This is a genomic window from Psychromarinibacter sp. S121, assembly GCF_049801035.1.
Taxonomy (GTDB): Bacteria; Pseudomonadota; Alphaproteobacteria; order Rhodobacterales; family Rhodobacteraceae; genus Psychromarinibacter.
The window spans coordinates 566,322-588,233 of sequence record NZ_JBNAGE010000001.1 but is presented as its reverse complement, the minus strand read 5'-3'; the positions used below and the strand labels follow the sequence as shown (position 1 = coordinate 588,233).

Annotated in this window: 17 protein-coding genes; 7 read left to right on the top strand and 10 right to left on the bottom strand. The window is 66.7% G+C overall.

Annotation, left to right across the window (positions count from 1 at the left end; translation table 11 throughout):
- Positions 1-59 precede the first annotated feature (59 nt).
- The 8 genes from ACP156_RS02885 to ACP156_RS02850 form a co-directional block, all read right to left on the bottom strand.
- On the bottom strand, positions 60-1,445 hold the full coding sequence (locus ACP156_RS02885; RefSeq protein ID WP_425049784.1) for a hypothetical protein: 1,386 nt from the start codon (positions 1,443-1,445) through the stop codon (positions 60-62).
- A gap of 50 nt (positions 1,446-1,495) precedes the next feature.
- Positions 1,496-2,275: an outer membrane lipoprotein-sorting protein gene (locus tag ACP156_RS02880; protein WP_425049783.1), complete on the bottom strand. Its 780-nt coding sequence runs from the start codon at positions 2,273-2,275 to the stop codon at positions 1,496-1,498.
- Entirely contained in the window at positions 2,275-4,545 is a 2,271-nt protein-coding gene (locus ACP156_RS02875) for an efflux RND transporter permease subunit (RefSeq protein WP_425049782.1), read from the bottom strand. The genes ACP156_RS02880 and ACP156_RS02875 overlap by 1 nt, the downstream gene beginning before the upstream one ends.
- Before the next feature lie 157 nt (positions 4,546-4,702).
- Complete coding sequence (locus ACP156_RS02870; RefSeq protein WP_425049781.1) at positions 4,703-5,368, bottom strand: aspartate/glutamate racemase family protein; 666 nt, start codon at positions 5,366-5,368, stop codon at positions 4,703-4,705.
- Positions 5,368-6,204 carry an ABC transporter permease gene (locus tag ACP156_RS02865; protein WP_425049780.1) on the bottom strand — a complete coding sequence of 279 codons (837 nt, stop codon included), beginning with the start codon at positions 6,202-6,204 and terminating at the stop codon, positions 5,368-5,370. The genes ACP156_RS02870 and ACP156_RS02865 overlap by 1 nt, the downstream gene beginning before the upstream one ends.
- A gap of 3 nt (positions 6,205-6,207) precedes the next feature.
- Positions 6,208-7,128, bottom strand: coding sequence for an ABC transporter permease (locus ACP156_RS02860; protein WP_425049779.1), 921 nt, complete (start codon positions 7,126-7,128; stop codon positions 6,208-6,210).
- A gap of 61 nt (positions 7,129-7,189) precedes the next feature.
- Positions 7,190-8,461, bottom strand: coding sequence for an ABC transporter substrate-binding protein (locus ACP156_RS02855; RefSeq protein ID WP_425049778.1), 1,272 nt, complete (start codon positions 8,459-8,461; stop codon positions 7,190-7,192).
- Positions 8,462-8,522: 61 nt separating this feature from the next.
- A complete protein-coding gene (locus ACP156_RS02850; RefSeq protein ID WP_425049777.1) occupies positions 8,523-9,494 on the bottom strand; it encodes an ABC transporter ATP-binding protein in 972 nt (323 codons plus the stop codon).
- A 238-nt stretch (positions 9,495-9,732) separates the two neighbouring features.
- Here ACP156_RS02850 and ACP156_RS02845 point away from each other — a divergent pair, with 238 nt between their 5' ends.
- The gene (locus tag ACP156_RS02845; RefSeq protein WP_425049776.1) at positions 9,733-10,419 is read left to right on the top strand and encodes a GntR family transcriptional regulator; all 687 of its coding nucleotides are present in this window, start codon (positions 9,733-9,735) and stop codon (positions 10,417-10,419) included.
- Positions 10,416-11,249: a GNAT family N-acetyltransferase gene (locus ACP156_RS02840; RefSeq protein ID WP_425049775.1), complete on the top strand. Its 834-nt coding sequence runs from the start codon at positions 10,416-10,418 to the stop codon at positions 11,247-11,249. The genes ACP156_RS02845 and ACP156_RS02840 overlap by 4 nt, the downstream gene beginning before the upstream one ends.
- Before the next feature lie 4 nt (positions 11,250-11,253).
- Here the strand turns inward: ACP156_RS02840 and ACP156_RS02835 are convergent, their stop codons facing one another.
- Both ACP156_RS02835 and ACP156_RS02830 read right to left on the bottom strand, forming a co-directional pair.
- The gene (locus tag ACP156_RS02835; protein WP_425049774.1) at positions 11,254-11,847 is read right to left on the bottom strand and encodes a hypothetical protein; all 594 of its coding nucleotides are present in this window, start codon (positions 11,845-11,847) and stop codon (positions 11,254-11,256) included.
- Positions 11,848-12,019: 172 nt separating this feature from the next.
- Complete coding sequence (locus ACP156_RS02830) at positions 12,020-15,193, bottom strand: chemotaxis protein CheB (RefSeq protein WP_425049773.1); 3,174 nt, start codon at positions 15,191-15,193, stop codon at positions 12,020-12,022.
- A gap of 493 nt (positions 15,194-15,686) precedes the next feature.
- Between ACP156_RS02830 and ACP156_RS02825 the strand changes: the two genes are divergently transcribed.
- Genes ACP156_RS02825 through ACP156_RS02805 form a run of 5 tightly spaced genes read left to right on the top strand, consistent with a single transcriptional unit; the run spans position 15,687 to position 21,902 of the window.
- Positions 15,687-16,022: a hypothetical protein gene (locus ACP156_RS02825; RefSeq protein WP_425049772.1), complete on the top strand. Its 336-nt coding sequence runs from the start codon at positions 15,687-15,689 to the stop codon at positions 16,020-16,022.
- Between the two features lie 55 nt (positions 16,023-16,077).
- Entirely contained in the window at positions 16,078-16,902 is an 825-nt protein-coding gene (locus ACP156_RS02820) for a M12 family metallopeptidase (protein WP_425049771.1), read from the top strand.
- Between the two features lie 4 nt (positions 16,903-16,906).
- A complete protein-coding gene (locus tag ACP156_RS02815; RefSeq protein WP_425049769.1) occupies positions 16,907-18,082 on the top strand; it encodes a caspase family protein in 1,176 nt (391 codons plus the stop codon).
- The gene (locus ACP156_RS02810; RefSeq protein ID WP_425049768.1) at positions 18,082-19,947 is read left to right on the top strand and encodes a hypothetical protein; all 1,866 of its coding nucleotides are present in this window, start codon (positions 18,082-18,084) and stop codon (positions 19,945-19,947) included. The genes ACP156_RS02815 and ACP156_RS02810 overlap by 1 nt, the downstream gene beginning before the upstream one ends.
- A complete protein-coding gene (locus tag ACP156_RS02805) occupies positions 19,944-21,902 on the top strand; it encodes a hypothetical protein (RefSeq protein ID WP_425049767.1) in 1,959 nt (652 codons plus the stop codon). Before ACP156_RS02810 ends, ACP156_RS02805 begins: the two co-directional genes overlap by 4 nt.
- Positions 21,903-21,912 lie beyond the last annotated feature (10 nt).

Here is a 21,912-nt window from a genome sequence, read left to right as displayed (position 1 = left end):
CTGTGCAGGGCGAAGGAAAGGCAGCCGGCGCGGGGCCTGTCAACCACTGACGCGACCGCTCAGAAGTATGTACTGATCTTCAGTTCCACAAAGCTGTCGCGGTCCACGAAGGACAGCGGATCGGTCCAGCCGTCGGCGCGGACATGCAGCGTGTTCAGTTCCAGCCGCACCGCATCGTTCAGCCGGGTCGAGGCCGACAGCTGGAACAACTGCGCGTCGCTGTCGAGATCGTGGAACCCGCCCAGCCTGATCGCGGTGTCGCGGCTGTCGTTCAGGAACAGGTTGAAGCCAAGGAACAGATCGTTGGCGAACAGGGTGGAAGGCGCGCGGGTGGTGCGGTCGTCCCACAGGTATTCGGCAACCAGAGTCAGTGTCGCATCCGTGGGGCCGATTCCATGAAATGTGTAATCTCCACCCACTATGCCGGACCAATACCCGTCTCCATTGTCGGGTTTGGTAAAGGCAAGCTCTGTCCGCAATTGCAGGTCGCCGCGCGCGTAGACGGCGCTGAACCCGCCCTGCTGGATGTGCTGGTAATAGGGCACGAAGCCCGCTCCGGGAATGGCCGAGGCCTGCTGCACCGCCTGCTCGACCACGTCTTCGGGCAGATTGGCCAGCTGGTCGAACAGGTCGCGCGGGTCGGACCCGGCGGGCGTGCCCGAACGGAAGGCGTCGACCACGGCGGCGTTCACCGCGTCGCAGGCCGCCTGCGTCACCCCGCCCGAGGGCACGCATCCGGGCAGGCCCACCGGCGTCCGGCTGGTGCCGTTGAAGTAACTGGCGGCAAGGTCCAGCGCGCCGTCGCCCAGCGTGAAGTTGTTGCGCCAGCGCAGCGCGAAATCGAGATGGCGACCGTTCCCCTCCTGAAACACCGCCTGCCCGTCGCCGGTGGGGAACGGCGCCCGCAGGCGCGCGGCGGCGCCGGGGCTGTTCGGCTCGACAAAGCCGGTCAGGGCATAGGCGCTGAAGGTCCCCGCCCCGGTGTAGAAGCTGGCGTTGATCATCGGCGTACCGATGAAGTCGCCGCCATAGATCACGTCCGTCGCATCCTGCGGGTTGATGACGTTCAGCACCGACTGGCTTTCGGCGACGCCCCAGTTCTCGACATTGACGCCCGCCAGAAGGTCCCAGTCGCCGAAGGACTGGGTGTAATAGGCGCGGGTCAGGTTGAACACGTCCCGCGCGCCGTCGGTGTCGGTGCGCGCCGAGAATTCCAGCGCCACCTGCCCCGCGCCCAGCGGCATCGTGGCGTCCACGGTGGTGCCGAAGAAGACCTGCGCGCCCGCGTCGGTCTGTCCGGCATAGCGGCCATCGTCGACATAGACCCGCGCGCCGAAATCGAACTGGCCAGAGACCGAGATGTCAGACTGCGCATGCGCCGCCACCGGGGCCAAAAGGCACCCGATCGCCATCACCGTGCGGCCCAGATACGCGCCACGCAACATCACACTCCCCCCGGCAGTCGGCCCAATGTCGGCGATGCGGGCGGCCAAGGTCAACGGATGCGGCTCAGCGCGTTGGGCGACAGCGCGTTCGGGTTCACGCCCGCGTTGAAGCGATAGCCGGACCACGTCAGCGTGGTCGCCTTCCCGGTCAGGTGGTTCTGCATCACCATCCGGCTCGCGCGCCAGAACCGGCCCTGATACTGCCGGTAGCCGCTGATCGTCAGCGTCTTCACATGCGCCCCGCGCCGGTCGAAATACTGCACCTGCCGGATCGTCAGGTTCGAGGTGTCGAACCACACCCGCTGAAGGCTGTAGCCCGAGGGGCTGCGCGGACGGCGCTCGACGATGTGACAGGTGCCCCCGCCGGGACAGCCGCCGTCCTGAACCCACGTGTGGGTGAACTTGCCGATCTCCTGATCCGTCATGTCCTCGTAGGCGAACTCGCTGCCCACGAAGGACCCGCTGCGCCCCGAGGACGAGATGCGGCGCACCTTCGACAGCGACGGCAACCACAGCCACTGGTCGTCATTCCGCCCCGCATAGCCGTGGGTCAGCAGCGCGGTGCCCTGAATGTCCCCCGGCCAGCGGAACACGATCAGCGAGCGCGACGATCCGCGCCCGGTCTCGACCCACTGGGCATCGAAACGCCGGGTGCTGGACGCGCCGCCGGCGGTCAGGATCATCTCGCCGCTCACCGCCAGATCGCCCCAGCCCGAATTGCGGGCGGCGGCTTCCTCGGCGATGGCGGTGCCTTTCTGGACGGCGGACTGCGCCAAGGCGGGCAGCGCGGCAAAGGACAGAAGGGCGATCAGCAGGAAACGGAACAGCATCAGCGGCGTCCTTTCTTCAGGGCCAGCAAAAGGGCGGGCAGGAACAGCAGGTCGGCCAACAGCGCGAAGCCCACGACGAAGACGGTCAGCGCGCCGATGTGGCGATTGATGACGAAGCCCGAAAGGGTCATCACCGCGAAGCCCGCCATCAACGCCAGCGAGGTGATGATGATCGCCGCGCCCACGACCGAGAAGGTGTCGCGCAACGCCGGTTCCGCCGCCAGCCCGGCCCGGCGGCGGCGCAGGTAGTGCATCAGGAAATGCACCGTATCGTCCACGACGATGCCGAAGGTCATGGTCGTCACCACGGTCGATCCAAGGTTCACGTCCCTGAAGGTATAGCCCCACAGCCCGAAGGCCAGCACGGCGGGCACGAGGTTGGGCACAAGGCTGATCACGCCATAGGTGAAACTGCGCAGGGTCAGCATCATGATCCCCGAGATCGCCGCCAGCACCACGCCAAGCCCCAGCAGCATCTGCCGGTTGTTTTGCTGCGACAGCCGGGCGAAGGCGACCGAGATGCCCGAGGCGCGGGTGGCGATGACGGGTTCGTTCCGGGCCAGCCACTCCTCGGACCGGGCGGCAAGGTCGCGGGTCTCGTTCGAACTGGCGACGCGCAGGCCGGCGATCAGCCGGGTCTTGGTGCGGCTGACGTCGATGGTCGAGGTCAGGTCGTGCCCTGGTGGAAGCGAGAACTCGTACAGCATCATCAGTTGCGCATTGGCCTCGCGGCTGTCGGGCAGCCTGCGCGTCTCGTCGCCGGTCATCGCCGCGTTCATCCGCTTCAGGATATCGGCGATGGAGGTGACAGAGATCACTTCTGGCTGCGTTTCCAGCCAGTTGGCGAACCGGTCGACCGAGGCGAGGAAGGCCGGATCGAACACCGAGCCCTCCGGCGCCTCGAACGAGAATTGCAGGCTGTCGAGGCCCGAGAGTTTTTCCGAGATCGCGTCGGCGGACTGCCGGAACTCTGTCCGGGGCGAGAAGTAGCGGAAGATGCTGTCGTCGTAACCGATCCGGAGGATGCCGGTGATCGCCACCAGAACGCCTATGGGGAAGAGCCAAAGCCACAGCTTCCAGCGCCGCAGGACGCCCAGCGCCAGCCGGTCCATCATGGCGTGGGTCACGGGGATGCGGGCGGCATGTTCGCGGCGGTCAAAGCGAAGACCCAGCGGCACCACGACAAGGGTCGCGGCCAGCCCGACCAGCAGGCCGAAGGCGATGATATTGCCCATGTCACGCAGCGGCGGCGCCTGACTGAAGTTGAGGCACAGGAAGCCGATGGCGGTCGTCAGGTTGGTCACCGTCACCGCGCCAAGGTTCTCTTCCAGCGCCGTCGCGATGGCCCGGTCCGGCGCGTCGCCGTCCAGCGCGCGCATCCAGCTTAGCATGATGTGGATGCAGGACGCGGTCAGCAGCACCAGCACAGACAAGGGGCTGATCGCGGTGCCGGCGGTCAGCACGATCCCGGTCCAGCCCGCGATGCCCAGCGTCGCCACCGTGCCGCAGACCGCCACCACGATGGTCGTGACCGCACCGACGATGGTGCGCATCATGTACAGCAGGATGACCACCACGATCAGCGCCGCCAGCGGCACCAGCCACGTCAGGTCCTCAATCGCGATCCGTTCCAGCGCCAGCCCGCCCAGAAACCCGCCGGTGACGCGGAACTGCCAGCCCGGGTGCGCCGCGCGCCACGCGTCAAGCATGCCCGTCACGTGGGCCTGCGCCTCGTCCCGCCCGGCCTCTGTGCCGGGCAGGACCAGTTGCACGCTCATCCCGAAAGCGTCGCCGTCCTCGGAGACGAAGCGCCCCTCTGCCTCGTCGAGATCGGCCAGCCCCTCTCGGAACCGGGTCGCGTCGTCATCGGTCAGTGGCCCGGTGTCGGGCAGCAAAGGCTCGATCAGGATCTCGTCGCCCTCGGAGCGCGACAGCGACAGGTTCACCGGGCTGTCGACGCGCAGGACGTAAGGGATCTGCCACGCGTCGTCGGTAAAGTCGCGCAGCGCCTCCAGCGTGGCGGGGTCGAAGGCTGCGCCCTTGGGCGGGACCAACAGGAACAGCAACCCGTCGGTGCCGGTATAGTCGGCGTCCAGCGCCAGCAGGTCACGGTATTCCGGGTTGTCGCGAGAGAAGAAGGCGCGGTTGTCGGTCGAGAACTCCAGCCGCGGGATACCGGCGGCGAGGACGGCCACGACAAGCGCGAGCAACAACGCAAACAGCCGGTTGTGCCGCAGGATCGCCGCTGCGATGCGCTTGGACGTGGTCATCGGCGCGGGTGCGGATCAGTCATGACATTGAAACGGCGGCGCATCTTCCCGGTCCGGTCCTCCCTCGGCCTTGGGCAGAGGTAGTGCACCGGGCGCGGGTCGGGCAAGAAAAAGGGCCGTGAAACCACTTTGCCGCACCAGCGGTCAGCCGCAAGGCTCAGGCAGCCGAGCGCACGCCCGCATAGCCATGCGCCGCGGCGGCCAACAGCGCGGAGGCCGCCACCCCGTCGATCAGCACCGGCCCACCCGGCCGCGACAGCGCCTGCCTGTGGCGCGCCATACCCGCGCAGCCCAGCACCACCGTCCGCGCCCCGTCGGCTGCGGCGGCGGCGATTTCCCGGTCGAGGATGGACAGCACCTCGTCGCCGCCCTCCTCTACCGCCAGCACCGGCAAGCCGCTGGGGCGCACCCCGGTGCAGGCAGCCGCGAAGCCGTAGGACGCGATGTTGCCCTCGATCACCGGGACCGAGACGGGCAGCGTCGTGACCACGCCGAACCGGCCTCCCATCAGCGCCGCCATGTGAAACCCTGCCTGCCCGATGCCCAGCACCGGGCAATGCGCCATGGCGCGGGCGCTGCCTAGGCCGGTGTCGTCGAAGCAGGCGATGACGATGGCGTCCGCCTTGGCCGCGCGCGCCTTGGGCAGCAGCGCCAGCAGCCCCGGCACCGCCGCGTCGCCGTCCGCCGCGCCTTGGATCGCGGGAGGGCCGTCGTGGTTGGTCCAGCCAAGCACCTCGGCCCCCGGCACCGCCGCCTGCGCCGCGGCCACGATGCTGTCGGTCATCTCGGCGGTCGAGTTCGGGTTGATGTAAAGCAGGCGCATCAGACGCCCTTGCCGGCATCCGACCCGTGCCGCGCCCGGCGTTTCGCCATGAACCAGACGGTAAACAGGAACGCCCCGATGATAAGGAACGAGAACACGGTCGTCAGTGTGCCCAGCGCGTAGATCACCGGGGTCGTGACGTTGGTGGTCATCCCGAAGATTTCCAGCGGCAGGGTGTTGTAGCTGCCCGCCGTCAACAGGGTCCGGGCGAACTCGTCATAGCTGAGCGTGAAGCCGAACAGCGCGACGCCCAGCAGCGACGGCGCGATGATCGGCAGGACGACATAGCGGATCGTCTGCCACGCGGTCGCGCCCTGATCGCGGGCGGCTTCCTCGTAGGATTTGTCGAAGCGGTTGAAGACGGCGAACATGATCAGCAGGCCGAAGGGCAGCGTCCACGTCAGTTGCGAGCCGAACCCCGAGGTCGCCCAGTGGATCTTGAGCCCCAACTGGTTGAAGATCAGTCCGACGCCTAGCGAGATCAGGATCGACGGGATCACCAGCGACGCGATGGCGAGGTAGAACAGAAGACCCGATCCGGCGAACCGCTTGCGGAAGGCAAGGCCCGCCATCACCGAGACGACCACGGTGGTGATCATCACCATCAGCCCCAGCGCAAAGCTGCGGCGGAACGCGCCCCAGATGTCGCCCACCGCCTGCTCTTGAAACAGGTCGCGGAACCAGTGCAGCGACACGCCGCGCATCGGGAAGGTCAGGCCACCGCCCTCGCCCTGAAAGGACAGGATGCCGATGGTGATCGTGGGACCGTAAAGGAACAGCACGAACAGGCCGAAGAAGGCGGCGAGGACGTAGAAGCTGCGCGGGCGTCGTTCCATCGGTCAGAGTTCCTTCCGGATGTTCACGAACCGCAGCAGGATGCCGATCACGATCAGCACCGTGCACAGCAGCACCACCGCCGTCGCGGCCGCCGAGGGGTATTGCAGCAGCGCGATGTCGTTCGAGATCAGCCGCCCCACGTTGGCCTTCTGCGAGCCCGACATGAACCGCACCGTGATGAAGTCGCCCATGACCAGCGTCACCACGAAGATGGTGCCGATCATGATGCCCGGTTTGGTCAGCGGGATGATGACATGCAGCAGCGTCTGGAAACCCGAAGCGCCGTTGTCATAGGCCGCCTCGATCAGCGATTTGTCGATCCGCATCATGGTGTTGAAGATCGGCACGACCATGAACAGCGTGTAGAGATGCACGAAGGCGAGGATCACCGAAAAGTCGGAATACAGCAGCCACTCCAGCGGCTGGTCGATCAGCCCCCAGTTCTGCAGCGTCTGGTTCGCGATACCGTTGCGGCCAAGAAACGGAATCCACGAGATCATGCGGATGATGTTCGAGGTCCAGAACGGGATCGTGCACAGCAGGAACAGCGCGATCTGCATCGTCTGGCTGCGGATGTGGAAGGCAAGAAAATAGGCGACGGTGAAGCCGATGCTCAGCGTGAAGGCCCAGGTGATCAGCGCGTATTTGAACGTCGCCATGAACACCCGCCACGTCACCTGCGAGCCGAACAGGAATTCGTAGTTCTCGAACGAGAAGTCCGGGATGATCGAGAACTCGGTCGCGCGCCAGAAGCTGACGATGACGATCATCACGATCGGCGCCACGAGGAAGGCCAGCAGCACCAGTGTCAGCGGCGCGGCCTGAAGCCAGCCCAGCAGATTACGCCCAAGCGAACCCGGCGGTTTCGGCGGGCGGGCCGCCTGCGGCGCGGAGGCCGGGGTATCGGTCAGCGTCTCGGACATGGGATGGCCTTGAAAACGGGAAAAAAGACGCGGAGGCCGAAGCCCCCGCGCCAGGTGCTCATCATGCAGCGATGAATTCGTTCCACTTGCGGACCATGTACTGGTTCTCGTCCATGACGGCGTTCCAGCAGGCGACGCGGCCCATGCGCTCGTAGAAGTCGCCGCCGTCGCGGGTCTCGCCCGCCTGCGCCAGCGTGTCGCCAGTGGGCGAGGTGATGACGTCGGTGGCTTCCTTGCCCTCGAACCAGTAGCCCCACTCGTTCTCGGTCATGAACTCTTTCGAGGTTTCCGGAACGGCCGAGTAATAGCCCTGACGCATCAGGTAGCCGCCGACCCACCCCGAGAGGTACCAGTTGATGTACTCGTAGGCCGCGTCCAGCTCGAGGCCGGACAGCGAGTTCGACAGGCCGATGCCGCCGCCCCACGAGCGGTAGCCTTCCTTCAGCGGCTGGTAGACGCAGGGGATGCCGCGCGATTTGACCGCGGTGATCGCGGGCGACCACATCGACTGGATCACGACCTCGCCCGAGGCCATCAGGTTGACCGACTCGTCGAAGGTCTTCCAGAACGCGCGGAACTGGCCGTTCTGCTTGGCCTCGGTGAAGATCGCGATGGTCTTGTCGATCTCTTCGCGGGTCATGTTGCCCTTGTCGCCATAGGCGATCTCGCCCATCGCTTCGCAGACCATCGCCATGTCCATGATGCCGATCGACGAGATATCGAGGATGGACGCCTTGCCCTTGAACTCGGGGTTCAGCAGCTCGGTCCAGCTTTCGATCGGGCGGCCGATCAGGTCAGGGCGGATGCCCAGCGTGTCGGCGTTGTAGATCGTCGGGATCAGGGTCATCCAGTTGGTCTGCTCGTCCGCGAACTCGGTCGCGCCCGGCTCGGGGATGAAGCCCACGGTATGCGGCGCGGTGCCCTGGGCGATCTCGCTTTCGGGGGTCAGCTTGCCGTCTTTGAAGATGCCGACGATCTTGTCGTAGTTGGCGATTTTCGACACGTCCATCGCCTGCAGGTTGCCGGTCGGCCAGACCTTCTTGCAGATCCAGTACTCGATGTCTGCGATGTCGAAGCTGTCGGGCTGGGTCGCCGCACGCTGGGTCACGCTGTCGGAATCGAGCGCGGTCATTTCCAGCGTGAAGCCCAGGTCTTCCTTCACCTTCTGGGCCACGTCGTTCAGGTTCGACACGCCGGTGCCGAACTGGCGCAGGGTGACGTCCTTGATGTCCTGCGCCCAGACCATCGGCGCGGGCAGCGCGCTGGCGGCGATCGCGGCGCCGCCGGCTTTCAGCATCGAACGGCGGGTGTATCCAACTCTGGCTTTGGCCATTGTGTCCTCTCTGTTGTCTCTTCCCAGTTGCCTTGCGGCGTTTCGTTGTTGGTGTCGGCCGTCAGGCCAGGAGGCGGTGCAGCCGCCCCTCGTCCCAGGCAAGGCCCACGGCGTCGCCCGGATTCTTCGGATTGGCGTAGAAGTCGGCTTCCGGCACCAGCGCCAGCACCTCGGTCTCGCCCAGCCTCGAGGTGACCGCGACGCGGTCGCCCTGATACTCGACCACGCTGACGGTCGCGGCGTGTCCGCCCTCGGCCAGCTTCACGTCGTCGGCGCGCAGCGCGTAGCGGCCGCCATTCAGGTCGATGACGTTGTGGCCGCCCATGAAGCGGGCCACGAATTCGGTGCGGGGGGCGCCGAAGACGTCGCGCGCCGACCCCGCCTGCTCGATTACGGCGTTGTTCATCACCACCACCTCGTCGGCCAGCGCGAGCGCCTCGTCCTGACCGTGGGTGACGTGGATGAAGGAAATCCCCAACTCGCGCTGAAGCCGCTTCAACTCGCCCCGCACACGGATGCGCAGGAACGGGTCAAGCGCGGACAGCGGCTCGTCCAGCAGCAGCACGCTTGGCTTGGTGACCAGCGCACGCGCCAGCGCGACACGCTGCTGCTGGCCGCCCGACAGTTGCGCGGGCAGGCGCTCGGCAAGGTGGCCCATGTCGACCAGCGCCAGCATCTCGTCGGCGGACTTGTAGCGCGCCGCCTTGTCGATGCCCTTCATCTTCAGGGAAAACGCCACGTTGTCGCGCACCGACAGGTGTGGGAACAGCGCGTAGCTTTGAAACATCATCGCGGTGCCGCGCTGTGCGGGCGGCAGCCGCGAAATGTCGGTTCCATCCAGCAGGATCGAGCCTTCGCTGACCGACTCGTGGCCCGCGATCATACGCAGCGTGGTGGATTTGCCGCAGCCGGACGGGCCAAGCAGGCAGACGTAGCTGCCGTTGGTGAAGACGTGGTTCACGTCGCGCACCGCCACGGTGTCTCCGTAGCGCTTGGTCAGATGCACGAGTTCCAGATCGTTCGGTGTCCGCATGTCCGTCCCTGCTGGCTTGTTGCACCCACTCTTCGCGAAGCACCCGGCCGGACGGCAGCTAATTCGGGCATGCACGGACAGCGAAACAGCATTTGCCCAATCCGCGGGCAGATGCGTACAGGTCGCGCACAGGATAGCGACCAATATTGTATACGATCTTGGATGCGACGCCGCGTCCGCCCTCGAATCCTTGCCCCGAAGTCCCTTCCCGCGCAGGTTCGGGGTCCGGAGGCACGAGATGACAGAATCGCTCAATCAGGCACCAAGCAGCGAGCGCGTGGCGGACGAATTGGCGGTCGCGATCCACGAGCACCGCCTGTCGCCGGGCACCAAGCTGAACGAAGACGAGGTCGGCGCGATCTACGGCGTCAGCCGCACCGTGGCGCGGGCGGCGCTGCAAAGCCTTGCGCACAAGCGGCTGGTCGAGTTGCGGCGCAACCGCGGCGCCTTCGTCGCGCAGCCCTCGGCCCGCGAGGCGCGCGAGGTGTTCGAGGCCCGCGCCCTGCTGGAACCGCGCACCGCGCGCTCGGCGGCGGAACGCGCGACGGACGAGGATATCGCCCTGTTGCAGCACCATATCGACGAGGAACACGCCGCAATCCATGCGGGCGAACTGGGCCGGTCGGTGCATCTGTCGGGGATGTTCCACCTTGAGATCGCCCGCATCGCGCATCAAGAGACCATCGCCGAATTCATCGCCCAGCTTATCGCGCGGTCGTCGCTGATCATCGCGCTTTACTGGAAACGGCGGGGCGCGCTGTGCGAAAGCCACGCGCATCACGCGCTGATACAGGCCTTCGCGAAGCATGACGGCGACCTGGCCGAGGAACTGATGAAGCATCACCTGCTGGACCTTGTGACCTCGCTGGACCTGCGCAACGTCTCTTCCGCGCCGACCTCGCTGCGCGAGGCGCTGCGTCCATGACCGCGACCTGCCGCACCGCCAGCGCCGCCGAGGTGGCGCTGATGCTGGACTGGGCGGCAAAGGAAGGCTGGAACCCGGGGCTGGACGACGCCGCCGCCTTTCACGCCGCCGACCCCGAAGGGTTCTTCGTCGCGGAAGCGGATGGCGCGCCGGTCGCGGCGATCTCGGTTGTGAACCACGATCCGACGATGGCGTTCCTTGGCCTGTACCTGTGCCGCCCGGACTATCGCGGACGCGGCATCGGGTTCGCCCTGTGGCAACACGCGCTGGCCCATGCCGGGGACCGGACCGTAGGGTTGGACGGCGTCGCCGCGCAGCAGGCGAATTACGCGAAGTCGGGCTTCGCGCTGGCCGGGGCCACGCGCAGGTTCATGGGGCAGTTGGAGGCGGTGACGGCCGAGGGGCACCGCCCTGCCCGGCCCGCGGACCTTGCCTCTGTCGCCGCGCTTGACCGGGCGGCCTGCGGTTATGACCGGCCCGCGTTTCTTTCGGCGTGGCTGGCGGATAGCGCGACCCGAAAGACGGTGGTTGCCGAGGACGGCGGCACGCTGACCGGCTTCGCAACGATCCGCGCCTGCCGCGAGGGGTGCAAGATCGGCCCGGTGATCGCAAAGGATGCCGAGGCCGCGCTGGCGCTGGCCGCGTCCGCCGCCGCCACCCTGCCCGGCCAGCCGCTGTTCATCGACGCGGCGCCGGGGCAAGACGCGCTTGCAGCCCGACTTGAAGCACTCGGCTTTCAGGAAACCTTCGCGACGGCGCGCATGTATCGCGGCGCCGCCCCCGCACCGAACGGGACGCTGCAAGCCGTCGCGACGATGGAACTGGGCTAGACCGTCAGGCCGGGTCCGGGCTGGGCAGCCCCTTCTGGCGCGGGCGGGGCGCGGTGACTTCGGCCATCGGCGCATTCTCGACGAACCGCCGCAGCAGGTAGACGAAGAACCGAAGCTCTTCCTTGTTCTCGGCCAGCGACTCAAGCCGCCGCGCCACCTGTTCCAGCACTTCCGTCTCGCCGTCGAGTTCGACCTCTGCCAAATCGAGGCACGGGCGAAGCAGATACAAAAGCGCCTCTGCCGCAGAGCGGTCCAGCGCCTCGCGCGTGGTCTGTTCGGTGCGATACTTCGGCAGCAGCACCGACTGCATCGCGCCAAGGGCCTGCTTGAACCGCATGATCACGCTTTGCACGCCGTGCCGCGCCTGCTGCGCCACCACGCGCACGCCGCCAAGGACAAGCTTCTGGGTCTGCACAACGCTTTCGGATTCCACGATCACCGCCGCATCCGTCGTCTGAGGCAGATGCTTGCGGATCTGTGCCACGAAGTCGGCCGAGAACGCGCTGGCGATGGGCGTCGCGCATTTGAACGTCGTAACGTTCCGAGCCCCACCAAGGTGGAACTCGATCCGATCCGCGAACCATTCATCGGTCAGCAAATCTCTGGTCAGGGTCAGTGAGACCTGGCAACGGCCTTGCTGGTCAGCACCCGCTTCGGCAAGCACGTCTAGTGTTCCTTCGGCTGGGATAAGCGCCGTTTTGGTACGAGCATTTGGTTTACAAAGGGTTAACGCCCCGGCCCTGCACGAAAAAAGTTAAGAAACCGAGAACTCAGGTAACCAACTCGAATGTGCCGAAAAGGTGCTGGGGGTCGCCCTTGTCACCCACATCCACCTGTCCGGTGACGCGGCACCGCGCCTTTGCCCCGTCGCCCAGCAGGATCGTCTCGACAAGGTCGAAGGACTCCTTCTTTTCCAACGCGTTGCGAAAGCAGGTCTCAAGCCGCCCGTGCGAGTCCGGCACAAAGCGTTTCAGCGCGGCGTCGAAGCCGCGAGGTTCGCTTTCGCCCTGCCCCAGAAGGTCGTGCAGCCACGGACTCCAGTAGGTCAGGTCATTCTCGATATCGTGCGAATAAAACCCGATCGACTGCTTCGCGGCGACGCTGTCGTAGTGCCGGACCAGCAGGTCGTCGGTTCGCGCGCGGGTATAGTCGCGGAACACGCCGACCATCGCCACCGTCTCGCCGTTCTTGTCCTGAACCGCGGCGCCGGCGGATTCCACGACGATCACGCGCCCGTCCGCCCGCATCATCCGGGCGAAGAAATGAAACGGTGCGCCGGTCTTGGCCGTCGCATCAAGGCTGGCGCGGATGCGAGGCTGATCCTCGGGCATGTAATACGCGATGGCGGCCTCGACGGTCGGCGGCGGCTGGTTGTGGGGCAAACCGTGGATCGCGAAGGTCTCGTCCGACCAGGTCAGCGTTCCCGTCGCGATGTTTAGCCGCCACGTCCCGATGTTCCCGAACGACCGCAGCGTTTCGTTCAGCAGCGTGTCGCCCGCCATGTCCATGCTTTCGATCATCACGACAAGCCCGATCAACTCGTCCGCCTCGGTCAGAAGTGGCGTGACGGTCAGCGACTTCAGCTGCCAGAACACCTCGAACTGGCGTGTGCAGCTGCGCCTTTCGACCAGGGCCTGCGCGCAGATGTCGACCAGCGGCGGATAGCCCGGCGGAATGCGGCATTGCGAAAGGTGCCCCATCGTCTGCCCACGGTCGCGGATCTCGAACGTCTCTACCGCGCTTTGCGACGCGTGGCGGATCAGCAGGCCCGGATCCAGCATCATCATCACAGTGGGCAGGCGCTTGATCAGCCCGTTCAGTTCGACACCCGTCCGTTCCAACTGAGAGCTGTTCACCATCAACTCCTCGTTGACGGTTATCAGTTCCTCGTTGGTGGATTGCAGTTCCTCGTTCGAGGTTTCCAGTTCCTCGTTGGTGGACTGCAGTTCCTCGTTCGAGGACTGCATTTCCTCGTTAAGCGACTGCAATTCCTCGTTCGACGTCTGCAACTGCTCGATTGCGACCTGCAGCGTCTCGCGGGTGCGGGTCAGTTCGGTTTCGAGATATTCGGCATAGTCGCTGCGTTTGTCCTCGCCCGGCACGGGCGGCAGGCGGTGTTCGGTTTCGAAGGCGATCAGCACCAGCGGCTCGACCTCGTCGTCTGGCTTGATCGGATAGGCCGTCATCCGCACCGTGTTGAAATCATGCGCCTCGATCTGGTGCCACTGGCCGAAGCGCGGCTCGTCGTGCTTCAGGGCAACCATCATCATGCTGTTCGCGTCGTAGGCCAGCGCCTTCTTCAGCACGTTCAGCGTCATGTTTCCGTGGATCGGCACTTTCATTTCGACGAAGGGCGCGATGTCGCCGAAGATGCGCTGGACCACCTTGTCCGCATTGACCAGCAGACCGGTGCCTGCCACCGCCTTCGCCAAAGCGTCGAACCGCTTTCGGTCTTCGGGAGGCGGGTCGTTGCGCGTGGGGATCGGCGGGCGGCGGCCACGTAGATCCGGAGGAAGCGACTGTTCCAGCGCCGCGATAGCCGGCAAGCGGCTGCTTTGCTTGAGGAATATCTTCGCGTGCGGCACGACGGGCGAAAACAGGTGTTCCAGCGCGCCGGTCGTCTCGGAGGTGCCGAGGAACAGTAACCCGTCCTGTTTCAACGCATACTGAATCCGGGTCAGGACGCGTTCCTGCAACCGCGCCTCGAAATAGATCAGTACGTTGCGAATGCTGACCAGATCGATCGACATGAACGGAGCGTCTTGGAACACGTTGTGCCGGGTGAACATCAGGTGCCCCTTCAACCGGGGCTTGGCCTCGATCCGGTCGTCGCCCAGCACGAAATAGCGCGCCAGGTACTTCTGCGGAATGTCGGCAAGCGCAGTGGCCGGGTAGACGCCCGCCCGTCCCACGGTCAGCGCCCTCTCGTCGATGTCGGTCGCGAAGACCTGCAACCGGTCGGCCGCGACCTTGTCCAGCCCCCCCATCGCCTCGATGGCAAGGATGGCTATGGAATAGGCCTCTTCCCCGGTCGCGCAGCCCGGAACCCAGATCCGCACCGGGGCGTCCGGCGACCGCGCCAGCCGTTCCGCCAGTACCTTGGACAGGCTGTTGAATTGTTCGGGATCGCGGAAGAAGTTCGTGACCGAGATCAGCAGGTCGCGGTACAGCGCCTCGACTTCCTCGACCGACACCCGGCAGTGCTCGACATAGTCTTTGAACTCTTCGATCCCCTTCGCGATCATCCGCCGGTGGATGCGACGGTTGATCGTGGTTTCCTTGTAGTGCCGGAAATCCACGCGGGTATGCGCCAGCAGGATCTGGAACAGGTCCGAGTTCCGGTGATCGCGCTCGTACATCTTGCGCAGGCTGTCCAGATCGCGCGGACGTTCGAGGATCTTCGCAAGATGCAGCCCGATCTGTTGCGGGGTCAGCGTGAGGTCGACACAACCTGTGCGGATGGCAGAGACCGGCATGCTGTCGTATTTGCAGGACTCCGGTTCCTGCGCGATCGTGATGCCTCCGGCCTCGCGGATCGCCTGTACGCCGTAACTGCCATCGCTGCCGGTGCCCGACAGGACGATGCCCACCGCGTACTCCCCGGCGTTCTGCGCCAGCGATTTGAACAACCGATCGGCCGAGGGTTTCGAACTGGCCGGGTGCCCCATCGGGGTCGCAAGCTGCAAATGGCCATCGACATAGATCACGTCGCTGCCGGACGGCGGGATATAGATCGTCCCTTCGACCGGTTCCGTGCCATCCTCGATCTCGGCCACGGCCAGCGAGGTCTCGCGGGCAAGAAGCTGGACCAGCATGCTTTTGTGGCTGGGCGACATATGCTGCGCCAGCACGTAGACGCAGTTGAGGTTTTTCACGAGGTTTTGGACCAGCAGCGACGTCGCCTCCAGCCCGCCCGCCGAGGCGCCGACCCCGACGATCACCATAGGTCTGTTCGTCTCCTGCTCAGCCACCGCAACACCCCCCCAACACAAGCCCCGAGACTGTCAACCCGATACGACCACAGGTCTTTCAAACCCGGCAAGGCGGCAGCACTGGGTCAGCCGAAACGCGACCGAACCTGTTGCATTCAGAACGTTAAGATTGCAACTTAACTATCTAAATTAACGTGATTATTCACACCTCATAAGCCGAGAAGGAAGTGGCAAATCGCCGGGCCGAGCACCCCCAAGACACCTCCGGCCAATCCTTGTTTTTCAATGCGATCCGGCGCAGCGGCCTCGGCCGGGGACACAGGCGGAGCGACGCACCGAACCCGCTGCCAGCCCGGCCCCGAAGTCCTTGCCCGCCACGCCGCCGAACGACAGCCCCGTTCCCCTGATGACTGACCCGACACTAGACTGCGGCCATGCCTGTTCCCGGTCTCGATTCGCCCTGCGCCCCCTGTCGCGCTCCCGCCCCGGACGGCGCGGCAATGCAATGATCGACCGCCCGCGCATCGTCACCGGCATCGCCCGGATACCGGCGCCCTTGTCGAAAGCGGCGGTCCTGATCGTCACCGTTCAGGACACGGCACTGTCGGACGCACCCGCCACGCCGCTTTGCCGCCACCGGCAGACCCTGTCCGCCGGGGACGGCCCCGACCTGCCGTTCCGTCTGGAATGCCGCCTGCCCGACCACGGCCGCATCACCATCGCCGCGCGTGTGGTCCGGGCGGCAGACGGGTCGCTGGCACCCGGCGATCTGGTTACGAAGGCCTCGGTTCCGCTTACCCGAGAAGGCGCACCCCTGACGCTCGACCTATCACCGCTTTAAATCATAGGTTGAGTATGTTAACGTAGCGTCATTTACAGACGCACGGATTTGAGCAATGGCTATTCATGACGCGGATGCGGACCCCGCAGGTCTGCTGGGATCGGACTCGATCCGCACAGGCTATGTCCGAGGGCTGAGCGGCGTAGATGGGTTCAACTTCAGGGAAGTCACCTATGCCGTGGTCGGCGGACAGGCGGTGTTCGAAGGATGTATCCTGCTGGGCCCGGTGGCCGAGATGGAGAAACTGAAAGCCGAGGTCGAAGACAACGGCGGCGTTGACCTGCTGAACCAGGTGGAGCCCCTCGGCATCATCGTCCTGCCGCGCAACCGCTGGCCCAAGGGGATCGTGCCCTACCGCATCGACGACGCACTGGCCGACAAGGACCGGGTCCACGACGCCATCGCCCACTGGACCCACCACACCGACATCCTGTTCACCGAGCGCACCGACGAGACCGATTTCGTCTCTTTCGTTCCCGGCGCGGGCTGCGCCGCCCATGTCGGGCGCATCGGCGGCGAGCAGATCGTGCAGCTTGGCCCCAACTGCACCACCGGCAACACCATCCACGAGATCGGCCACGCCATCGGGCTGTGGCACGAGCAATGCCGCTCGGACCGGGACTGCCACATCACCGTCCACCTCGAAAACGTCATCGCGAACATGGAGCACAACTTCGAACAGCATATCCACGACGGCGAGGATATGGGCGCCTACGACACCGCTTCGATCATGCACTACGGGACGCATTTCTTCTCGAAGAACGGCGAACCCACGATCACCACGCGGAACGGCGACCCCATCGGCCAGCGTGACGGGCTAAGCGACGGCGACATCGCCACCATCGCCGAAGCCTACGCATCGGAATACGCGAAGCGATAACGCCATGGCCGACCCGGCGCTGATCTTTCAGGACGATACGCCCGACCAGCCCGGCGTTCATGCCGTGGTCATCGGCTGCGGCCATTACCGCCACTTCCCGGACGGCGCGGGCGACCTGTTCGACACCGGGGGCGAGGATCTGGAGCAGCTGAGTTCGCCGCCGCATTCCGCCCGGCGGATCGCGAACTGGGTGCTCGACACCTACCACGGCGACCCGGAGCACCCGCTGCGGTCGCTGAGCCTTGTGATCGCCGAACAGCCGGGGCCCGCCCGGTTCCACCACATGCTGATCCCCGACCGCCCGGTGCCGGACGCCACGATGGACGGTATCCGCGCCGCGCTGCACGGCTGGCGGCAGCGCGGCGACGCGCACGCCGACAACCTAATGCTGTTCTACTTCTGCGGCCACGGCATCGAGGCCGGGCTTCAGCACACGCTTCTGGCCTCGGATTTCGGCGCCGATCCGTTCAACCCGTTCCGCCACGCGATCGACTTCACCCAGTTGCATCAGGGCATGGCGAAATGCACCGCGCGGCGTCAGGTCTATTTCCTCGACGCCTGCCGCGTCGCGTCCGAAAACCTGTTCCACGGCGACGACAAGGGCGACCCGGTCTTCCGCAACGATGGCGTGCTGGCGCAGCAATCGGCCCCGGTGTTCCGCTCGGCGCTGGCGGGCAAGCGGGCGTGGGGCCTGACCAACCGCCCCTCGCCCTTCGCCGAAGCGCTGCCCCGCGCGTTCCGCGGCGGCGCTTGGCGCAAGGTGGGCGGGCGCTGGGTGGTGTGCAGTTCGCTGCTGAAGCTGGCGATCCAGCACCAGATCATGCGGGTGATGGACGAATTCCGCAATTTCTCCAGCGCCATCGAGCAGGACAACGAGGTCACGATGACGCTGAAGGTTCCCGGCCCCGGCGCCAAGCCGATGGTCCCGGTGGACGTGGGCTGTATGCCGGGCGCCGCCAACCGCGTGGTGCGGCTGCTGGTGCAGCCGATGGGCACCAACGGCGGCCAGCCGATGCCCCTTCGCGAGCCGGAAAGCGAAGAAACCTACCTGCTGGACCTCGAAGCCGGGGTCTACAGCATCTCGGCGCGGTTCGACCCGCCCGCCGCCTTCCACGACACGCCGCTTGACGATGTGATCGTTCACCCGCCGAACGGCTCGGAACGGATCGAGGTGACCTGATGGCGCAACTCGAACTCATCGTGGGCGGCACGCTGGATGGAGAGGGCATCGCGCTTGGCGGTGCGCTGGCCGATGTCACGCCGCTGGGCGACGGCGGGACCGAGGCGCATGACGTGCCCGTTCCCTTCGGCACCGGCGCGCCCGCTCGGGTCAAGGTCGCGCCGGGGCAGTACGTGGTGCAGGCGCGGTTCCCGGATGGCAGCGTCCAGACCCGCGCGGTCAAAGTCTCGGCGGGCGACGTCCCGCGCGTGACCTTCGACGCGATCAACTCGCCGCACGAGTGGCTTCAGTACCAAAGCTATTCCGGCGTCGTCCCCGCCGGAAAGCGGACGCGCGAACCGGCGATGGAGACCGCGCCGCCGGCCACCTCCAGCCTTGGCGCGCAAGACCTTCGGCCCATCTCGTCGGAACCGGGCGATGCGCCGATCACCGCTGGCGGACCGGAAGAGGCAGTCGCGCCGGTCCCGTTGGAGATGACCGGAACGGTGCGGATCGGCGAAGAAATGGGCGTGCCCGCGCTGGACGACATCGGCCGCGTCCCCGGCATCGGCGACAAGCTGGAGTCCGCCCTGCGCGCGCGCGGGATCAACAACATCCTTCAGGTGGCCGGGCTGACCGACCGCGACCTCGACTGGCTTGCCCAGTCCGCGAAGGCGCTGCGCCCGACGCTGGGACGCTACGATATCGCCGGGGCGGCCCGCGTGCTGCTGGACAGCCTGCTGCCCGACCTCCTGCCACTGGTGCTAGAGGGCGCCGGATCGGTGGCGCCCTCGGTCCAGACGGAAACCGTGATGCTGCCGGCGCAGATGGCCGAGCGCGTCAGATCGGCGGCGGGTGCGGCGCAAAGCGTCGAAGCCGTCGACGCCCTTGCCCAGTTGGACGCGGCCCCGCAGCCAGCACCTTTACCGGATGCCGAGATGTGGTGGTTCGAGCGCGTGGACGACGCGCCGATCTGGCCCGCGCTGGATGCGCTGCTGCGGGACCGCCCCACGCCCGACACCCCGGCCGATGCACTGGCCGGGCGGCTGGAAGGCACGCCCCCCGATGTGATCGGCTTCGGCTCTGGCGTGGACCGCTACGACGACGGCCCGATATCCGCCCTCGTCCTGTCTCCGCACACGCCGCATCCGCTGACCCAGCGCCCGGACTCGACGCCGCGCGCCTATGGTGTTCTGCACGACGGGCTGGCCGCATGGCTTTGCCCGCTGCCGCTGCCGTGGCGGCGGGTGTCGAGCGGCGGGCTGGCCGATCTGCTGGTGACGTTCGACCGCGCCACGCCCTCGGCGTCCTTCGTCGACCTGATGCCCCGCGACCCGGATGTCGCCGCGCTGCTGGCCTACCTTCGCGCCGGGGACAGCCGCGCCACCACCGCGCTTCTGCGCACCGCGCAGGACCGGCTGTATTCCAAGGTTTCCAACCCCTTCGCCGCCGCCGCAGGGGCGCTGGTGCTGGTCAACGCCCTGCGCTGGAGTACGCAGCGCAGCGAGGACACCGCCGCACTGTTCTCTGGCGCGCATTGGGATGACTGGGTCGGCAACCTTCAGGCCTGGAACCCGTGGCTGCCCGATGGGGCGGTGTTGCACGCGTGGCTTGCGCTGCTGGAAGCGCCCGGCGTGCCCGACACCGCCCGCGACGACCTGCTGGCGGCATGCCAAGGCGGTCTGCCGGTCTATGCCGGCGTGTTCCGCCTGCTGGTCGACGGGCTGCGCCTGTTGCGCGGACGGGCCGAGGCGGCGGACCGCACTGACCCCGAGGTGACCGACGCCCTCGCCCTGCTTGACCGTGCCGCGCTGCGCATCGACACCCGGCAGGTCTTCACCACCATTCGCCTGACAGACCACCGCCGCTGGCCAGAGGCGACATGATCCGGTGGCTGGCCCTTCTCCTGCTGTGCGCCATCCCGGCGCAGGCGCTGGAGTTCGTCGGCGGGCCAGAGGCGCGGCTTCCCGCCGCGCAACTCGGGCCCGCGACGTTTCCGGTGTTCCTCGACACCGTGGACGGCACCCGCGTCGACGTGATCCACGCCACCCTCGACGGGGCCGAGATCGACCCGGGCCGTTTCGGCGCATGCCTCGAAGAGCCGACCGACAGCCGGTCCTGGCGCCTGCGCCTGTCTCCAGGCGGGCTGCGGTTTCCGGCGGGCGTCCTGTCGCTGAAACTCGCGGTCTGGTCCGCCGATCCGGACGAGACCGACATTTGCGGCAGCGACGCGACCGGGCCGCCCTTCCCGGCGGTCTGCGAGACGGACTGCGCCGTCATGACCTTCTCGCTGACGGTGCCGATGCCAGAGCCCACGCGGGGCAACGCGCTGCTCAGCGGCGTGGCGGACGGCGCGCGGCGGATCGGTTTCGCCCCGGACGGCTCGGCGCTGCCGGTCGTCTTCGACCTGTTCCCGGCGGAGGGCGTCGATCCCGCGCGGCTCGACTACACGCTGACCGGCACCCTGTCCGACGGCACCCGCACCGCCGACGCCTTCGCGCTCGATTTCGTCGATGGCCCCGCGTTGCGCCTGACGCCCACCGGCATAGGCACCCTTTCTCCCGGCACCTACACGATGACGGTGCAGGCCCGGCTGACCGGAACCGGTCCCTGCCCGGCGCAGGCGGGCGACACGCCGCTTGACTGTCAGTCGTTGAGTTTGCAGGTGACCCGCCCCGCCGCCACCCTGCGCGCTCCGGCGGCTCTGGTTTTGACGGTCGACCGCGCCGCCAGCCTGATGGGCGGCGAGATCGAAGCACCGCGTTTCAGCGGGCTGAGCCTGACCGAAACCGGAAACCTCGCCCCCGCGTCGCTGCCCGCCGCCGACTATGTGGTGCGCGTGACCGAGGACACCGACGCCACACGCACCGGCGCGCTGACCTTCGCCACCGACACGCAGGTGATCGGCCCCGGCGGCAGCGCCGTGTTCACGCTGGATGCCGCCGCCGCGCCCGCCGGGTTCGGCACCTATAACGGCACGCTCGACATCGCGCCCGGCTTCGGTTCGGCGGCGGCGGTGTCCATCCCGGTCCGGCTGGTGGTGCGCGTCTGGTGGGGCGTCCACCTTGCGGCGCTGATCTTCGGCGTCTTCTTCGGCACCGTCTATCGCGCCAAGATAGGCCGCCGCCTGCCGCTGATCGAGGCGCAGGCCGCCGCCGCCCGCCTGCGACGCCGCATGCTGGGCGAACGGCGGCTGCGCGACGATCCGGCCTTCAGCGCGGCGGTCGACGCGGCGCTGTTGCGGCTGGCGCTGGCGACCGACAACCGGACCGGCGACGCGACCGCCGAGGGCATCGAGGCCGCGATCTCCGCCGCCGAGGAGGCGCTGGCGAAAGCGATTGCCGAACATGACGGCAAGGCCCGGCTGGCCGCCGATGGCCCCGCGCCCAAGGTCGAGATCGTTCCGCCCGAAACCGTCTATCCCGACTATCCCGATGTCTGGTCGCTTCGCACGCCCGTCGGCAGCCTGTCCCATGCCGAGTGGTTCCTCGACGGCATCGCCATCGGGTCGGGCACCAGCCCGGTCCTGTCGCTGCCGCACGGAGGCACCGTCACGGCCAACGTCAAGGTCGACAACGCCGGAACGACCGCGACCCGCGAGGTCACGCTGTCCGCCAAGCGGCACCGCAACGACCCCGACCGCCTGTGGTGGCGGCTGTGGAGCATCTATCTGCTGCGCAGCGTCCTGAACGGAGTGGTGATCGTCATCCTCGGGATGGTCTTCCTGCAGACGGTGGCGGCGGGGCTGGCGGGTATCCTTGCCGCTTTCCTGTGGGGCGTATCGGCGGATGTGACCGCGGCGCAACTGTCCGGTGCCGCGAAGGGCGCGCCAGAGGTCTGAACCGCGCTTG

What these genes read in the sequence shown, in the direction of transcription:
- ACP156_RS02870 (WP_425049781.1), bottom strand. Translation starts at nt 5,368, where the DNA reads ATGCGCCTGCTTTACATCAACCCGAACTCGACCGCCGAGATGACCGAC.
- ACP156_RS02880 (WP_425049783.1), bottom strand. Translation starts at nt 2,275, where the DNA reads ATGCTGTTCCGTTTCCTGCTGATCGCCCTTCTGTCCTTTGCCGCGCTG.
- ACP156_RS02850 (WP_425049777.1), bottom strand. Translation starts at nt 9,494, where the DNA reads ATGCGGACACCGAACGATCTGGAACTCGTGCATCTGACCAAGCGCTAC.
- ACP156_RS02845 (WP_425049776.1), top strand. Translation starts at nt 9,733, where the DNA reads ATGACAGAATCGCTCAATCAGGCACCAAGCAGCGAGCGCGTGGCGGAC.
- ACP156_RS02865 (WP_425049780.1), bottom strand. Translation starts at nt 6,204, where the DNA reads ATGGAACGACGCCCGCGCAGCTTCTACGTCCTCGCCGCCTTCTTCGGC.
- ACP156_RS02815 (WP_425049769.1), top strand. Translation starts at nt 16,907, where the DNA reads ATGGCCGACCCGGCGCTGATCTTTCAGGACGATACGCCCGACCAGCCC.
- ACP156_RS02820 (WP_425049771.1), top strand. Translation starts at nt 16,078, where the DNA reads ATGGCTATTCATGACGCGGATGCGGACCCCGCAGGTCTGCTGGGATCG.
- ACP156_RS02825 (WP_425049772.1), top strand. Translation starts at nt 15,687, where the DNA reads ATGATCGACCGCCCGCGCATCGTCACCGGCATCGCCCGGATACCGGCG.
- ACP156_RS02875 (WP_425049782.1), bottom strand. Translation starts at nt 4,545, where the DNA reads ATGACCACGTCCAAGCGCATCGCAGCGGCGATCCTGCGGCACAACCGG.
- ACP156_RS02810 (WP_425049768.1), top strand. Translation starts at nt 18,082, where the DNA reads ATGGCGCAACTCGAACTCATCGTGGGCGGCACGCTGGATGGAGAGGGC.
- ACP156_RS02840 (WP_425049775.1), top strand. Translation starts at nt 10,416, where the DNA reads ATGACCGCGACCTGCCGCACCGCCAGCGCCGCCGAGGTGGCGCTGATG.
- ACP156_RS02855 (WP_425049778.1), bottom strand. Translation starts at nt 8,461, where the DNA reads ATGGCCAAAGCCAGAGTTGGATACACCCGCCGTTCGATGCTGAAAGCC.
- ACP156_RS02805 (WP_425049767.1), top strand. Translation starts at nt 19,944, where the DNA reads ATGATCCGGTGGCTGGCCCTTCTCCTGCTGTGCGCCATCCCGGCGCAG.
- ACP156_RS02885 (WP_425049784.1), bottom strand. Translation starts at nt 1,445, where the DNA reads ATGTTGCGTGGCGCGTATCTGGGCCGCACGGTGATGGCGATCGGGTGC.
- ACP156_RS02860 (WP_425049779.1), bottom strand. Translation starts at nt 7,128, where the DNA reads ATGTCCGAGACGCTGACCGATACCCCGGCCTCCGCGCCGCAGGCGGCC.
- ACP156_RS02830 (WP_425049773.1), bottom strand. Translation starts at nt 15,193, where the DNA reads ATGGTGATCGTCGGGGTCGGCGCCTCGGCGGGCGGGCTGGAGGCGACG.